The sequence below is a fragment of the Vreelandella sulfidaeris Esulfide1 genome, from assembly GCF_054072535.1.
This window is the reverse complement of the sequence record NZ_CM133364.1, coordinates 1,962,881-1,979,269: the sequence shown is the minus strand read 5'-3', so window position 1 is coordinate 1,979,269 and position 16,389 is coordinate 1,962,881. Positions and strand designations below refer to the sequence as shown.

Annotated in this window: 9 protein-coding genes and 1 tRNA gene; 7 read left to right on the top strand and 3 right to left on the bottom strand. The window is 53.3% G+C overall.

Features of this window, described 5'->3' with window-relative positions; genetic code table 11:
- Window position 1: 1 nt before the first annotated feature.
- From pqqE to ACW44H_RS09230, 3 genes are read left to right on the top strand one after another with little or no spacing between them, the layout of a single operon-like run.
- A complete protein-coding gene (gene pqqE, locus ACW44H_RS09240; RefSeq protein WP_457508711.1) occupies window positions 2-1,129 on the top strand; it encodes a pyrroloquinoline quinone biosynthesis protein PqqE in 1,128 nt (375 codons plus the stop codon).
- 15 nt (window positions 1,130-1,144) lie between these two features.
- Window positions 1,145-2,953: an alpha/beta hydrolase family protein gene (locus ACW44H_RS09235; protein ID WP_457508709.1), complete on the top strand. Its 1,809-nt coding sequence runs from the start codon at window positions 1,145-1,147 to the stop codon at window positions 2,951-2,953.
- A 3-nt stretch (window positions 2,954-2,956) separates the two neighbouring features.
- Window positions 2,957-5,086: a M16 family metallopeptidase gene (locus ACW44H_RS09230; protein ID WP_457508707.1), complete on the top strand. Its 2,130-nt coding sequence runs from the start codon at window positions 2,957-2,959 to the stop codon at window positions 5,084-5,086.
- Window positions 5,087-5,443: 357 nt separating this feature from the next.
- Here the strand turns inward: ACW44H_RS09230 and ACW44H_RS09225 are convergent, their stop codons facing one another.
- Window positions 5,444-7,735, bottom strand: coding sequence for a KAP family P-loop NTPase fold protein (locus ACW44H_RS09225; protein ID WP_457508705.1), 2,292 nt, complete (start codon window positions 7,733-7,735; stop codon window positions 5,444-5,446).
- A gap of 1,618 nt (window positions 7,736-9,353) precedes the next feature.
- Between ACW44H_RS09225 and ACW44H_RS09220 the strand changes: the two genes are divergently transcribed.
- Window positions 9,354-10,373, top strand: coding sequence for an SDR family oxidoreductase (locus ACW44H_RS09220; protein WP_457508704.1), 1,020 nt, complete (start codon window positions 9,354-9,356; stop codon window positions 10,371-10,373).
- Between the two features lie 757 nt (window positions 10,374-11,130).
- Here the strand turns inward: ACW44H_RS09220 and ACW44H_RS09215 are convergent.
- Window positions 11,131-11,207: transfer RNA gene (locus tag ACW44H_RS09215), tRNA-Pro, on the bottom strand.
- A gap of 388 nt (window positions 11,208-11,595) precedes the next feature.
- Window positions 11,596-12,003 carry a helix-turn-helix domain-containing protein gene (locus ACW44H_RS09210; RefSeq protein ID WP_457508702.1) on the bottom strand — a complete coding sequence of 136 codons (408 nt, stop codon included), beginning with the start codon at window positions 12,001-12,003 and terminating at the stop codon, window positions 11,596-11,598.
- Between the two features lie 372 nt (window positions 12,004-12,375).
- Here ACW44H_RS09210 and ACW44H_RS09205 point away from each other — a divergent pair, with 372 nt between their 5' ends.
- The 3 genes from ACW44H_RS09205 (at window position 12,376) to ACW44H_RS09195 (ending at window position 16,362) form a co-directional block, all read left to right on the top strand.
- Window positions 12,376-12,546 (top strand): hypothetical protein, encoded by a 171-nt coding sequence (locus tag ACW44H_RS09205; RefSeq protein WP_457508700.1) that lies wholly within the window; start codon window positions 12,376-12,378, stop codon window positions 12,544-12,546.
- Window positions 12,547-12,655: 109 nt separating this feature from the next.
- Complete coding sequence (locus ACW44H_RS09200; RefSeq protein ID WP_457508698.1) at window positions 12,656-15,016, top strand: cobaltochelatase CobT-related protein; 2,361 nt, start codon at window positions 12,656-12,658, stop codon at window positions 15,014-15,016.
- 98 nt (window positions 15,017-15,114) lie between these two features.
- Window positions 15,115-16,362, top strand: a complete 1,248-nt coding sequence (locus ACW44H_RS09195) for an AAA family ATPase (RefSeq protein ID WP_457508696.1) — start codon at window positions 15,115-15,117, stop codon at window positions 16,360-16,362.
- The last annotated feature ends 27 nt before the right edge of the window (window positions 16,363-16,389 follow it).

The following is a 16,389-nucleotide window of genomic DNA, read 5'->3' as shown; positions in this document are numbered from 1 at the left end:
TATGCCGACGGCGAAATTTCCCTCCCACGGGCCGCTCTGGCTACTCGCAGAGCTTACCTACCTGTGCCCGCTGCAGTGCGCTTACTGCTCCAATCCGCTGGATTTTAGCAAGTACCGCAACGAGCTGAATACCGATGAGTGGTTGAGTGTGCTGCGCCAGGCCCGCGAAATGGGGGCCGCCCAACTTGGCTTCTCCGGGGGCGAACCGCTGGTCAGGCGTGACCTGGAGACCCTGGTCAGCCACGCCCGTGAGCTGGGTTTTTATACCAACCTTCTGACCTCCGGAGTGGGCTTGACCGAAAAGCGCGTCAACACCCTGGCAGAAGCAGGGCTGGATCATATCCAGATCAGCCTGCAAGCCGCCGACCCTGAGCTTTCGGCGATTCTGGCGGGCTCGCAAAAGGCCCACGCCAACAAGCTTGCCATGGCGCGTGCGGTCAAGGCGGCCGGCTACCCCATGGTGCTCAACGTGGTATTGCACCGCCACAACATCGACCAGATCGATGAACTTATCGCCCTGTGTGACGAGCTTGGCGCAGACGCGGTGGAACTGGCCAACTGCCAGTACTACGGCTGGGCGTTTCTCAATCGCCATGCGCTGCTGCCCACCCAGGAGCAGCTCATTCATGCCGAAGCCGTTACCGAACGCTGGCGCGATAAGCTCGCCCGGCAGGGCCGCCAGATGTCGTTGCTGTTTGTGGTGCCCGATTATTTCGAAAATAAACCCAAGCCGTGCATGGGCGGTTGGGGCAGCATCTTCATGGCCGTGGCGCCGGACGGCACGGCACTGCCCTGTCATAGCGCCCGCGAGCTGCCGCTCAATTTCCCCAATACACGAGATACGCCGCTTGCCGACATCTGGCGATCAAGCGATGCGTTCAACGCGTTTCGCGGCGAAGACTGGATGTCGCCGCTCTGCCAATCCTGCGACGAGCGCCATACCGACCACGGCGGCTGCCGCTGCCAGGCGTACCTTCTCACCGGCGACCCGGCCGCCACCGATCCGGTGTGCCAATACTCGGCGCAACACGAGGCGCTGGTCGCCAGCCTGAAGAGTACCCAGACCGACGAGCAGGCGCTCATACCGCGCCAGCATCGCCAGTCGCAAATCATTTGTCGTCAAACCTGAGCATAAGGAGCGCCCATGCTGACTCCCTCGCTTGAAGAGGCGGCAACACCGCCAGAGCGGATGGCCGAACTACACTGCACTGAATCGGCACTTTTCTGGCTGGAACGCCATGCCGAAAGCGGTACCACTCACCTGTGGCGCTGCCCGGCGGGCGATATGGCGAAGGCCCACTGCTTGAGCAGTGAAGAGAGCGTGGGTAGCCGGGTCAACCAATACGGTGGCGGCAGCCACGTACCTCTTGATGAGGGCGCGGCCTGGGTACGCCAGGGCGATCAGTCGCTTCGCTATTGGCAGGGCCTGGATTCAAATGGCGCTGCCCTAGAAACCCACACCTGGTACACCCCCGCACAGGGCAGCCTGGGCGGGCTGTGCGCCGACCCGCTGCGTCAGCGCATCATCGCCGTGGAGGATCGACGCGTAGCGGTCACCCAGCAGCGCCTGGTCGCCATCGACCAAACCCGCCAGCAGGTGCTTGCCGAAGGCGCCGACTTTTACGGCGCCCCGGCTATTTCGCCTAACGGCGCCTTGATGGCCTGGGTCGAATGGTCTCTGCCTGACATGCCCTGGCAACTCAGTCGGCTAACGCTTGCCGCTATCACCGGTGACGGCTCGCTTGACATCATCGATACCTTCGATTTCGGGGCCGCCGTCAGCCAACCTACCTTCACCGCGGATAACGCGCTTATCGTGATGAGCGACCACGCGGGCTGGTGGCAGCCCTGGCGTGTTGCTCAAGACAGCCTGCACTGTCTGAGCGACGCGCCCTTTGACCACATCACCACCCCCTGGCAGCTAGGCGAGCGGCAGCACACGTGGGGCAACCAGGCAGGGCTTTGCCTGCACGTTGAGCAAGGTGCCGCCCGGCTTTACCGCATCACTCCCACCCAAAGCGACCCCGTTGCGCTGAATACCGGCCGCGTGGTGAGCCTTGCCCAGGCTTCGCACGGGCAGTACGTGTTGGCCCAAAGTCAGGCGACCACGACGCAGCTGATCAAACTGGGAAAGCACGGCAAGCCCAATGAAGTATTAAGGGGTGCCGCCCCCATCGACAATCCACCCCAACCCGAAACCCTCAGCATTGCGCTGGGTGATGGCGAGCAACGCGTGCAGGGGTTTTTATATTCTGCAAGCCAAACGGCGCAAGATGCCCCTGCCCCGATGATCATGCGCGTACACGGTGGCCCTACCTCGGCCTGCTACCCGGTGTATGACCCGCTGATTCACTACTGGGTGGCGCAAGGCTTCAACGTGGTGGATATCAACCCGCGTGGCAGCGGCAATTTTGGGCGGGCCTATCGTCAGGCGCTGCACCAGCAGTGGGGCGTGCTGGATACCGAGGATGTCGAGACGCTTGCCGACGCGCTGATTGCCCAGGGGCGTATCTGCCCGCGGTGCTGCTTTATTCGCGGCCAAAGCGCCGGTGGTTTTACGGTGCTCAATGCACTCGCCAGCTCCAGGCGGTTTTTGGCAGGCACCAGCCTTTACGGCGTTACCGATGCGGTCAGCCTGGCACAGCAGACCCACCGCTTTGAATCCGGCTACCTGGACTGGCTCCTCGGCGATGAAACGCAAAAGCAGCAGCGCAGCCCCATGCATGCGCTTGCCCAGAGCGCTCATCAAGTCAATGTGCTGCTGATTCAGGGCGAGCTTGATAAAGTCGTGGTGCCTGAGCAAGCCCATCGGCTGGCTCGCCAGCTCGAAAAGAGCGGCGGACGCGCCGAGGTGCTGATTTTTGATAACGAGAGTCACGGTATGCAAAATCCTCAGAACCGCATGACGATGATTAAGCAAGAACTCGCCTTCTACCAAACGCTTTCACCCTAGGCCATGGCCCCTCTCACGCTCACTTCCCCCTACACGCTGGCCGCCTTGAAAGGCGGTGCCCAGGGCCTTTTTCATACCCGCCAGTCAACGCCGCTTGTCCATATCATCATCGTGGTTGGCGCGGGGTATCTTGATGAGCCTGAATCGATCCCTGGCCTTGCCCATCTGCTGGAGCACGTACTGCTCACCCAGCCCGTTGAGCAAGGCAGCTCGCTGCTCACGTTGACCGAGCAGTTGGGGGGCAAACTAAATGCGCGCACCGATGACCTGATGACCGATATTCACGCTAGCTTGCCTGCCGGGTCGCTTTCACAGTTTCTGACCTACCTACACCAAGCGCTTTTTGCGCCAAGATTCGATGAAGACACCATTGCCAGCGAAAGCGCCGCGATTGACGCCGAGTACCAGGCCCGCCTGGGCACACCCGCCATGCGCCGCCTGGCTGGCCTTCAAACGCTCTCCGAGGCTACCCACCCCGGTGCGTTCTGCCACCACGGATCATGCCGTAGCCTGGGGCGCCCGCCTGAAACACTCAAAGACGAACTCAAGCACTTCCACAGTCGTTGCTATACGCCTTCACGCATCAGCGTGGGCCTTTCGGCACCGCTACCCCGGGTGCAACAGCAGGCACTGATCGACGCCTTTCTGCCCAGTGATGACCCTTCAACGTCGCCTGACACCAAGCCCCTGAGCAGGCGCTGGCGCCCTATCGCGCAACCGGTAGAGATCGAGGGTCCGGCGTCTTCAGTAGAGCTGCTCTGGCCGCTTGCTGCTGCAGGCCTTGCCCACAACATGGAGGTGTTGAAAGCAAGCGAGCAAGCTCTCAATGCAGGCGCCCTGACAGAGCTGTTGGTCGACGTAGCCGACGACTACGAAGTAACGCTTTGCCCAAGCGGCGCCACCGATACGCTTGCCGTGACGGTTCACCTACCGGCAGATAAACAGCGTGAGCTTTTAACGCGCAGCGCGGGCATTACCCAAGTGATTAACCGCGTGCTAGAAGCGCATACCGACCGCGCCCTGGTCACCGTTGACCGGCCCTCGCTTGCCGAGTGGCTATTTACCCAGACGCGCCAGCAGGCCCTAGCCCAGCGATTTGGCGCTACCGGATCAGAAATAAGCGGCCCGGGGCTGCTGGCCAACCAGTTCCCTTACGCACTTTTAACCATGCCCCTGGATGCCAAGGCCCATAAGGTGGCAACTCAAAACCCCACCACGCCTTCAGCCAGTGTCATCAGTAAAGTGGGCGATAGCGGCGGCACTGGCCTGCCCGCGCACTGGCTTGCCTGTTTTTATCCTGAAAGAAAAATAGCGCTACCAGCACTTGCCCAAAAGCACTTGGCCGCTCAGGGTATCGGGCTTTTACAGCACACCACCGCGCATGGAAGCTGGCTGTGTGCCCATGGGGAACAGCCGCTTGCCAATGCGCTAAGCCAGATAATGCTGAAAGCCTGGCTGACGCCACTGCCTGCGCCAACGGGCTTGCAAGCGCACCGCCTGCTTGCCGAGCTTACGCCCAGCCCCGCCATGCCACTTCTCTGGACAGACAGCACCGAAGCAGCACGCGCCCTTTCACCGCTACTGGCAGCGCTTCCCGAAGTACCCACTCCCTGTACAGCTGAAGGCCCGGCCACGCCGTCACAACGTGTAACGTTGATGCGCACGCTAACGCTACCGGGCAGCACTACCCATCGCCAGGTAATGGCATTCGCGGCCAAACGCCATAGCGCGCCTTTCTTTCACACCATGCGGCAAACCCACCAACTGGGCTATATCGCCGCTGTCCGCTTTATCGATGGCGACCCGGCAAGCGTGGCATACATTGTGCAGTGCTCGCAGGCCGACATCGCACAAGCCAAATTGCTGATTCAGGAAGAGATCGACCGTTTATGGGCGCAACTGCTGACAGACCTGGCCGCCGAGTGGCCGCTATCCCGTCAGGAGTTTACGGGGCTCGATATCCCCGAGACACCTACCGCGGTGCTGGTCGCCCACTGGCACGCCCACCTTAACGCAAGCCATACACCGCTTTACCAGCTCTCACGCCCTGCTCCTTCAAGCTTTTTGGTTGACGATTGGCGAAGATGGCTTGCCGACCCCGACCTATGGACGTGGTGGCAGCGAGCTGGGTAAAGGCTTGAATCAGTAATAGAGATTGCGGAGTATTACTGATGGGGCTGATTAGTGGGCTGGGTATTGGGGAGATTTAGGCCTAGAACATGGAATTGTGGCTTGAGAGGGGTAAAAGAAGTGAAATGGGCCTGACAGGATCATAAAAAATCTTTAGCTATTCATTTTAGTAATTAAAATATACCAGCTAGTATGCCATTACCCATATTTGCAATTAATTCGCAGTTTCCGGCTAGAAGTCATTCAACCTTGGTTATCTTGTGCGACACACACATGGAATACTTAAGGCCAAAAGCAGTGACCAGTCGACTGCGGATTTAAAGCCAGCAATAAGTATTTTCCGCCTAAGCCTCAAGATGCTCAAAGGTAAGGAAGATCAAGTGGGCTAGGTTCTCTAAGCCCGAGCCATACCTCAAGAGAAGTATGCAATGTCCTCAGGATTTCTTCGTGCTCAGGATATTCGGCTGGGTTAATCGCATCACATCTAGTTTTCGCCACATCAATACCGATGAAGTCAGCTATCGTTTCTCTGTTGAACTTGTTAAGGGGTGTGGCGACCCGATCACCTGCTGAGTGACTAGTGCCCCGGCTTACCATACGTGCAACCATGCTGACAAAATCTTCGTCGTTCTTGATCGCTTGCGACACCCAAGCCCTCGGTTCCTCCAGTGAACCTGAATATTTCCTCCATCCATAGAGTAGGGACACGATATCTGGCTTAACCTTTAGTGAGTCATCGTTTTCAGCAAGGCCTCTGATTAATCGCAACCATTCGCTCTTAATCTTCTCAATATCTTCAACACTCAATGACGGATTAAATGTGCCGGTCCTGTTCTCTGGTTGATCTGATGGATCGTTAAGATGGATCAAAATTACAGCAACGGTTAGCGCTCTAGTTTCAAGAAGAGCCTTTAAAAAAAGATCTCTATTTTGCTCCCGGGGAATTTTTGCCAAGAACCAACTAGTAGAGCGCCATGCAGATAGCCAAGGCGAACTAAATGGATCTGCTTCTCCTAAACCTGCTAGTTTCTCAGCAATTCGGAACATTCCCGGAAGTAACACGGCGGCGTTATCAACAGGGAGGCGATCAACAGACTCATCGAGTCTTGCGGCGAGCGAGGGCAGCAAGCAGTCTGCCTCTATACCATTAATAGATTCTGAAAGTGAGCGCTCATCCGCAGTAGCACCGAGGAATTCGACGAACCGACGTTCTGACATTTCGCCTACGGCTGTTTGGAGTTCGAAATACCTTGGAAAGTATCTTGAAGTGCAAATCCGCTTTTGGGCTAACCATATGGAACGAAAACCGCTATCGTAAGTTACTCTCCCATAGGCTTGCTCGAAAGACGGGAAAAGATCCTTGAGAATGTCCTGAATGATGGTACGACGGCTCTCAGATACGATTTCAAGAAGCTGACCGGCCGCGATCTTATCTGCATCGTGTTTACCGTCACCTTGGAACCGTCGCTCCTGTAAAAGCAGCTCTCTCTCTTGAAACAATATCTCATGCAGCCTTGGCTCAAAAACTCGAAGTGTTTCCAATACAAGGAAGTCGACAATGTTCACTTCAAAAACGTCGTCAGCTAAATGCATCGGCAGGTGCGCAGCAATTGAAGAAATTAGTCGCCGAGAGTCGCGCAAGTTACGAACTAGAGGCTGGATACATCCGGCGAAAGCGTTTCCCCATCGCTGGTGCGAGAACCCGTTAGCCTCTGTTGCATAAGCTCCCGCTACCTTGCTGAGCTCCATCCCCAAGATATTATGTACAGTCGCCACAGGAACTGCAGGTAAGTCGAAGCTAATTTGTACAATTTTCTCAAGAAAGGCGCGACCATCTCCATTTGCGATCGGTTCGAGTGCTTGCTCAACAATGCTCGGTTGGAACAACAACACAAATATGATGTTCGGTAAGTTAGCATTTGCCTTCACTTGTCGAAGAAGCATTCGAATCTGGTCAGGCTCAAGCCGATCTATATCATCTACAAAGACGATAAGCGGCCGTTCGAGTTCTTGAAGTCGAGACTCTAATGCTTCGCGAATTTTATCGAGCGAATCACCACTACGATCACGCCCGAGATATGACAGCATGCTACCCAGCAAATATACGCTTACTGAAAGTAAAGCAAGAAATGCTGCTACTTTAGCTACGGTAGGGATATCTAAACTAATGGCTGATGCGATTGCAATCACCGAGCCATTAGTCAGTATTGCAGAGATAGCGCCGGACTTGTTCCCGGCTTTCTTGAGAGGTGCACTGCTTCCCGTTAGAGCCGCGCCGTAACGTCGTAATGCTCTGGCTCGGGCGAGAGCTGCTTTCGAATGTTCGCTCCCAAGACGATCTGCGATCTGACTAAAGAGCGCGCGGGCAATGGCATCGCTGTCACCCCATTGCCAAGGATTGAAATCAAGCCAGTCCGCTCCATCACTTTCAGCGTCAAGTTTTTCGGTGATTAGATTTTTAAGAGAGGACTTTCCAAATCCCCATCCCCCGCGGATTGCGAACACTCTGCCCTCACTTAGATTGGTTTCCGAGAGCACGTTCGCTATTCGCTCAGCGAAGTTTACCCTTCTTAAGCAATCTTGAGACGCAGCACGAATAGGCGCTTCTGCTCCAATTCCGCTATCATTCAGTTCGATCTTTATATCCTTCACGCAGTACTTTTTAGCGCGATGGGCTAACCACTCCGATATACACTTTAACAAACTGACCACCGTAAAATTACTGACGACTATACTGGCATCACTGGACCGTTAGATACTATCTTTGCAGCTGAATACCCTGCCTCATTAAAAAACTAAATGCGGGAACTTCAGCAACTTAACCAGATAAATTATATTTTTTCTATTTTTCATAAAATACAGCCCAAAGTTATTAAATATTCATTTTTATTAACTATATCTTTGATAATTTACTGCCTAATATTTTAAATCTTTAGATCAATTGATACCTACTCATTGTGGAACACTTTAGCACTACAAGGTTTTATCAGGAATGCCTTTCTTGGCTGTCAGGAGATTAAAATTTTCGCTTTGTGGCTTAGCCTTTCTATCGCACATGAAAAACACATAAATCTGCATGATTTAGCATTACTCCCATTCAGCAAAAACCCACCTAAAGCCCAGTAATGGCGGGCTTTGGCAAATTTTTCAGCGTGTATGAAGAACTGCCCGACAAGCGAACATCGCAGGCGAGGGGGCAACGCGCGCTGGGCGAGGGTCTTGTGGATTGCCAATGGAAGACTCTCAGAATACCTTTGAATGCCGCCATAAGCACTGCCCCTACTCCATGACAACAAAGCCTCATAAAGAGACATTCCCCACACTTAATTACTAGCATTTCCTATGAAATGTGCAGTAAGGCTTTGCGAGGACTGCTCAAGAACGCTCTTTTTCGCTATCAGTAAGGTAAGAGCGAGCTTCCAAGCCTGATTAGTCACACGTACCGTACTACAGTGCGTAAACCCGCATGATTGTCATGCACCTATTTTTCACCAGCCAGCCCAGCAATAGCGTAGCTTGGCGGCGTGTGCAGGGATGCATAAAAACCAACACATTTAGCGCGTTGGTGAGCTGTCGAGTGCGTGCCGTGAGTCGCTGCGGGTATGAGGTTGGCAACATCGTTCTTTGGTCGCGTTCAGCAGCTGCCCTTCTCTCGCTAAGCCCTAACCTATGAACGCCCCACAGCGCTGGAGTGGATGTCATAAACCGCAAGCCAAGCAAGCTGGTGCGAGCGATCATCTTCGTTGTGGAGCTTTCTGCCTTTAGATCGTACATCGCATGTTCCAGCACGCTTACAAATGCAATGCCAAAGCCCATTGGTCCCAAGTATCTGTTAATGCACTATCTAGATGGGCATGACGCCAGGTGGCAGCAGACAAATCTATATACGATGGGGTGTTGCTTAGGTAGTAATTGAGTGACGTGTTTATCTAACATCTTCTTACGTCATCGCTAAGTGCAGAATCGTAATAGTTTTACCCTTAACACCTAAGGACTGTTGACGTTTCACATCGCTAACCATAGCTAATTACAGGCTAAAGCGTCCCTGCTCTCGTCATTTCGCTTGCGTTTACCGAAGTTCGTCATGATAGCTCGGTCAGCGTTGATAGCTGCGTTTCACGCTTTTCGTACCGATTCCAGCCCCATGCCCGTTGCGTCAACGCATGTTGCAATCCTTGCAGAGCGTCTATTCTGAGAGAACGGTTCGAACTGACAAGCTGAGTTCAACAGTTCTTAACCGAAAACCGCAGACACAAGCAAGGAGCGCGAAATGGCACTGCATTTGAAAAACTTGGAAAACCAGAGGGTGATCATCACAGGCGCAACCTCGGGCATTGGCCTGGCAACGGCGCGCATGGCCGCCGAGCATGGGGCACGCCTAGTTCTGGTGGCACGTGACGAGAAGTCGTTGCGTGAGCTTTGTGACGAGATCAACAACGCCGGAGGTTCGGCCGTCCACGTTGCGGTGGATGTCGGCGATAACGCGCAAGTTCACAGGATAACGCAAACCGCCATCAATACGTTCGGCGGCTTCGATACCTGGATCAACAATGCCGGCGTATCCCTTTATGGCAACATGCTCGATATCGACGAGGAGGATTACCACCGCTTGTTCGATACGACTTACTGGGGCGTCGTGTATGGTTCGCTGGAAGCGGCACGCTACCTGAGCAAACGCCGCGATGGTTACGCCGGTGCAATCATCAATATCGGTTCGGTCGCCTCGGACCAAGCCATTCCCTATCAGGGCATGTATTCGGCCGCCAAGCATGCCGTCAAGGGCTTCACCGATGCCCTGCGCATGGAACTTGAACATGCTGGCGCGCCCATTTCGGTCACGTTAATCAAGCCAGCCAGCATCGCTACACCCTACCCCGAACATGCTGGCAACGTGATGGACACGGAACCGACACTCCCGCCACCCCTCTATGAACCCCGCATCGTGGCGCGCAGCATCCTTTACTGCGCCGAACACCCGCGACGTGACATGTATGTCGGTGGCGGCGGAAGGCTCATGGCCGCGATGGGACACTGCGCACCACGGTTGATGGACAAGATCATGTCAGCGAAGGTCATAGGACAGCAGCAGACCGACAACCCCGAGCATCGCCGCCACTTCGCGCTGCAAGAGCCATCCACCGATATGCGCGAACGCACCCGCTACTCCCGCCACGTTTCCAAGACCAGCTTATACACCAATGCCTCGATGCACCCGGTACTGACCACGACCGTATTGGCTGGAGCATTGATCGGCGCCGTTGCCCTGGCCGGGCGGGGTTCGAAGAACTGACGCACGATAGCGCATCGTTCATTACGCAGGCAGCCGCCACGGTTTTATCAGTGGGCAGTTAAAACAGCACAGCAAGACTAGGCGGCTGCATTTTCCGTGCACCGATCTGCCTGCGGGTGAATAAAAAACCCCGCCAATGAACTGACTCCATGAGTTTGAACACTGTAATTCCTCACCTAAGTGCGATACGTTCCCTGCTGGCGTGACTTAAAGGGGAATTTGTTGTGACTGACTACTGCCGAGAATATTCAATCCACTGCTTGGGCCCTGAAAAGGCCAAGTACGCAGGGGGGTTGAAGTGGAGCGCAATGATGAAGAAAAAGTTAATAATGGGCTTGTGTCTCGTTTTATTGCCCTCTATAGCTTTCGGCCAAACAATTAGCGAATGCAGGGATCGCCAGAAACTTACCGAAATGGCAATTGAGGTTAGAGATAGAGTTAGTGAAGGCGAATCAGAGGATAGTCTATTAATGTGGGCTGGCAATGTTGCAGCGCCAGGATTACAGGCAGCTGCGTATAAAGCCGTTGAAGCCTTTACCTTTAGGCCACCCTCCAAAAGCGTTCCCCGAGTCGTGACGATTATGGGCTTTCTGTGCAGTAAAACGTACAGACCATGATCCGATTTTTTAGTAAATGATGAAGTGACTTCATCAAAAAACTCCGCCCGAGGAGTGTCACCTATATCTCAGCTAGAACTTTTCCAAACAAAAACGGCCACTGTAGCAATTAGCTAAGTGGCCGTTTTATATGTATTTTTTGGTCGGAGCGACAGGATTCGAACCTGCGACCTTTGCAACCCCATTGCAACGCGCTACCAAGCTGCGCCACGCTCCGCTGTCTTTCTTGGCCGCTCTTCTCACCACAAAACAATGGTAATCAATAGTTTACGTGATTTAACTAAATAAGTTGTCAAAGCGCCCTACACTCATATTACCGGATTCACGATGGATTCACAGCCCTGAAACAGGGGGTTTTCAGTGATTTTGGATTCAGGAGGGATTCACGACTTTGACCGTAAGCTATTGATTTAAATGTTCAAAAACGTAAATACTGGATTCATCCAACCCCCCCTTTATTTGGCCCTTGCAACGATGAATTTCTGGGTAATTAGCCGCGACTTCTTCCTCAGATTTCGCGTATAGCCGTCAAAGCGATACACTATTTAGAATAGCGTCCATAAAAGAAAGGCGGCTCAAGGGCCGCCTTTTATATATACGTCGACTTATTCGGTGACTGATTGATCTGCCATTGTCTGGACGAAGCCAGCACGTAAGCCGCGAATTTTATGTTCAGGGATTGAGGGGTCTTCGTGGTTAGTAGCATCACGCCATATTTCCAGAAGAGCCAATTCGTTTTTAGTTACGGTAGCGCCTAAGCAACGCTCGATGACTTTCAAGGTGTCGGGCATGTATTCATTCAATGCCATTCGCATCAGCTTACTTTCATCTACTGAAAGCACGCGGGCCAACTTCTCTACTTTGTCGATCGGGAGCTTGGTGCGTCCCTTCTTGATCATGCTGATAACATTCTGGTTAGCGTAACCGATACCTGTCGCTATATCTTGATTGGTGAGTCCAAGGTCTAGCTGTCGCTCGGTGATGAACTCTTCGATCTTCTTGCGAGCTGCCATAGCTCTTCTCCCGTAGGTTTGATAGGCCGGGTTCTCGTGACACCCTGCTTGTTATCTATTCTTATAGTAACGACTTACTGAGTCAAGAAGCCGTTACTTATTTTTTCATATATTTATTAAAATTAATTATGATGATTAGAAATCTAGTCTCGGGAGCTGCGTTTCAAGTGGAATTTGTTTGTGCGCTAACAAAGGGGTCTAAGTTTTTGAGCCCGAAAGCCATTTATACATACAGCTAATCGCCTCAATTGAATGTATTTTCTTGCTAAGAAAATCGTTGCAAGCGTTGCCTAAAACGTCTTACTATAAGTGACATGAGTAAGTCATTGCTTACTCTGTTTTTCCATAGGTCTACTGGAGTTGGCCGCAAGAATGGCGAAAGATACAACAAGCATCAACCATGAGCAGTTCATTGACTTTCTGGAAGAAGCCGAGCAGATGGTATTCTTGTCAGACGGTGGTCAGATCGCCATTCTGAGCGAGGGTCGCGTGGCTCATTTCAGTGCTATATCAGGTGAGGGATGCCTTATCTACTCCTCCTAAGAGGCGCAGGATAGGATAGACAAAAGGACTGAGCGTATTCCGCCAGTCCTTTTTCTATATAATCGATAGTAAGTAACAAATTACTTAATTATCTAAAACGGGAAAAGACATGGCCAAGAAGCACACAAATATCGGTGAGCTACGTAGTTCACTTGCGCTGGTCGTTAAGATGCTCGCTAACAAGGGCATCAAAGTGACTCAGGTTGGCATCCAGGCATTTGTTGAATACGACGAACGCACCCTCGAAGCCAAGCGCGTCAATATCCCCTCTATCAGCGATCAGTCTCCCCCTGAATTGGTGACAGCGATCAAGGGTTTTGTCGATCACGAGGTCGCTCACCTACTCTTCACTGACGCCAAAATTATCGAACGTGCCCACAAAGAGCGCATCGCCAATCTCCACAATATCGTAGAAGACACCTTCATTGAACGGAAGATGAAGAACGCCTTTGCTGGCTCCACTCGTAACATCGACAAGACCCTGGAATTCGCCATTAAGCATTTCTTTCAGCGGTCTTTCGACAAGCACATTAAGGGCTACGACACGGAGGCTGATGATAGCTCACAGGCTCGGTTCTTCGTTCGTGCGCTTGCTACACCGGGCATTCGCGCATTGTCTGGACAGGAAGCCGCTCAAGAGTTTATGGCTGACAAATGGGAGCTGATTCCAGAGGTGTATGAGGGTCTTGCTCCGCTCGCTGAAAGCCTGGAGAGCATCAATTCATCACTGCAATCCCTCAAGTTGGCCAACACGATCCGCGAGATTCTGGCAGACGTTGAAACCAACGAGCGTAAGGCTAAGAAAGAGAAAGCCAAGAAAGCTGATCCGATGGAGAAGCCATCCAAGCCTAGCGAGTCTGATGATGGCGAAGAAGGCGACGAGGGTGATGACGCCCCTGGTGCTACTACTGGTGAATCGAAGTCTGAAGAATCAGAAGGCTACTCCGGCGACAGTATTTTTGATGAGCCTGAGAAAGAGAGCGAGGAAAAGCCTGAGAAGTCCGACGGTAGTGATTGTGAAGAATCCACCGAGAAGTCCGACCATTCTGGCGGCAGTGGGTCTTCAAGTGATTCTGACGATGAGCCTGAAGAAAGTGAAGACGATGGTGACTCGGACGGCGAATCTGATTCCGAAGAGGAAGGCGACGAGGAAGCTGATGCGTCAGGCTCAAGTTCAAGCGGCGACAGTGATGAAGAAGGCGAAGCAGAAGACTCCGAGTCTGATGGCGATGATGACGCTGAGGGTGAGCCTGACGATGACGATAGCGATTGGGGCTCATTCGATGATGAAGATGGCGATGATGACGACGACTTCGAAGGTGATGATGACGAAGACGAAAGCCGCGACAAGAAATCCACCACGGATAAACACGAGCGCGCCGACAGCTCTCCCCCACCCACGCCCGACTTTGTTACCAATGATGGAACCGAAGGCGAGCATGAAAAGCTGTTAGAGGAAATCGAGAAGGTTGAGACCTACGACTCGGCACTAGAAAGCGTAATCAGCGACGGGGCCGCATCCTCACTGGAACAAGCTGGCTATATGCCCTTTTCGAGTGAGAAGGATGTAATCGAAACCTTCAAAATCCCTACCGCTCGCACAGAATACGCCAAGAACCGCCAGCGGAGACTACGCGAGGAAAACAGCGACCGTATCGGGGTAATGTCGAAGTCCCTGGAGCGACTGCTGGTCGCCCGTAACCGCTCGATGTTTGTGCCTGGTTTCCGCAGTGGACGCCTGCACAGCGCGGGGCTTTACAAGCTCCAGACAGGAGACACCCGGGTTTTTCGCCGCAAGGAAGAGATTCGCACCAAGAACACCGCTGTCATGCTGTTGGTGGACTGCTCAGGCTCGATGAACTCGCGTGACCGAATCGTCAAAGCGGGAGACGCCGCCTACGCCCTATGCCACGCCCTGGAACGCATTAATATCAAGACACAGGTAATGGGCTTCACCACCGGCACAGACGGCGATATGCACCGTGACGCTTACAATCAACTGGAAGCCGTGCTGAAGAAGAACCCCAAGTTTGCTGGTGGCTTTGATCGTGTCGAACCGCTATTCATGCCCATCTTCAAATCTTTTGATGAACGCCTAACGCCCACAGCGGAAATGCGTGTAGCCGCCATCCCCTACGTCTCGATGCGTAACAACGCCGACGGTGAGAGCGTGGAGATTGCCGGTAATATCCTTCGTGGACGCCAGGAAGAACGCAAGATCATGATTGTGCTTTCAGATGGTCAGCCCGCAATGGCTTCCGCTTACACTTCCTATGGCCATGACGGACGCGCAGATGAACACCTGAAGAACGTGGTAACTGAGCTTGAAAGCGTGGGTATTGAGACACTGGGTATCGGCATCGAGACCCACGATGTTAAGCAGTATTACCCAAAACATATCGTGATCGATAACGTGTCCGAGCTGCCCACGAAGATCATCACCGAACTCTCGGCAATGCTGCTGAATTGAGTAACCGTGACACGTAGCGTTTTACACCAGCGCTGCGTGTCGTATCATTCACTTGTAACGCGACATAAGTCACCCATTACTTATTTGAGACCCGCACAATGACCACTACTGCTACTGCTGCTACTTCTGAAGCCTTTCCTTACCCTCTGACTTCTGAGGATGGCCGGCCGATCTGTCAGTTGGACGGCACTGCTGTTCACATCATCCAGACTTACCTGAAGAAGAATCACCCTTCAGTGAGCCTGTCGGAATACCAAGAGCGCTTCCCAGGCGCCCCTATGCTCTCTGAGCAAGCTAAGAAGGCACTGGAGAAGAAGAAGGCTGAAGAAGCGGCCAGCGGTGAGGGTATCAAAGCCCACATGGCAGGCGTTTCACCAGCTTCTCCCCGTGTTGTGCCGCTCAAGAAGCGCGGTGCTGACTACGGTATCCGCACAGCGGACGTTGTGAAGCTGATCCCCAATATCCAGGGCTTGCCCTCTTCTGTTTCGATCCCAGTTGCGGTGTTCGAGACTCACGATGCCCAGGATATGGTGCCGGAGGTTGATGAAGAGTTTATCTGGATGCCGGAACTACTACGTGACTGTATCGCCGCGCTAGATCACAACATTCCTGCGATGTTCTGGGGTCACGCTGGCACGGGTAAGTCGACTGCTTGGGAACAGTATGCAGCCTACACCAACCGCCCCTTCATCCGTATTCAGCACACCGCGAACACGGAAGAGGCACACATCATTGGCCAGATGCTTGCTAACGAATCGGGCACCTACTTCGAGCCGGGTCCACTGGCAATGGCCATGCGCTTTGGTTGGGTTTACTTGGCTGACGAATACGACTTCGCTTTCCCACAAGTATTGGGCGTTTATCAGCCCGTTCTCGAAGGTAAGCCGTTAATCATCAAAGAAGCGCCCCATGACTGGCGTCGTGTTGATCCGCACCCGCAGTTCCGCTTTGTTGCCACTGGAAACACGAACGGCGCTGGCGATGAGACGGGTCTGTATCAAGGCACCAACCTCCAGAACGCCGCTAACTACTCGCGTTTCGGCATCGTCACTAAGACCAGCTACATGGACAAGGACGACGAGGCTCAAATGCTGGAGCGTAAAGCCAAGATTCCAGAGGCGAAAGCTAAAGAGCTGGTGACGTTCGCCGACCGTGTGCGTCAGTCCTATGACCGCGGAGAGATCACCAACACCATCGGCCCCCGCGAACTGCTCTACGCAGCCAAGTTGGGTGCCCTGTTCGGTGGTGATTTTAAAGCAGGCATCATGCGGGCGTTCATCAACAAGATGCCTTCCACGTCATCAGTGGCCGTAAGTGAAATTGCTGATCGTATCTTCGGTTCTTAACAGTAAGTAATAGGTGACTTATTATGC

Bases quoted from the DNA above. Each gene is read 5' to 3' on its own strand.
- pqqE (WP_457508711.1), top strand. From the start codon at position 2: ATGCCGACGGCGAAATTTCCCTCCCACGGGCCGCTCTGGCTACTCGCA.
- ACW44H_RS09235 (WP_457508709.1), top strand. From the start codon at position 1,145: ATGCTGACTCCCTCGCTTGAAGAGGCGGCAACACCGCCAGAGCGGATG.
- ACW44H_RS09230 (WP_457508707.1), top strand. From the start codon at position 2,957: ATGGCCCCTCTCACGCTCACTTCCCCCTACACGCTGGCCGCCTTGAAA.
- ACW44H_RS09220 (WP_457508704.1), top strand. From the start codon at position 9,354: ATGGCACTGCATTTGAAAAACTTGGAAAACCAGAGGGTGATCATCACA.
- ACW44H_RS09210 (WP_457508702.1), bottom strand. From the start codon at position 12,003: ATGGCAGCTCGCAAGAAGATCGAAGAGTTCATCACCGAGCGACAGCTA.
- ACW44H_RS09205 (WP_457508700.1), top strand. From the start codon at position 12,376: ATGGCGAAAGATACAACAAGCATCAACCATGAGCAGTTCATTGACTTT.
- ACW44H_RS09200 (WP_457508698.1), top strand. From the start codon at position 12,656: ATGGCCAAGAAGCACACAAATATCGGTGAGCTACGTAGTTCACTTGCG.
- ACW44H_RS09195 (WP_457508696.1), top strand. From the start codon at position 15,115: ATGACCACTACTGCTACTGCTGCTACTTCTGAAGCCTTTCCTTACCCT.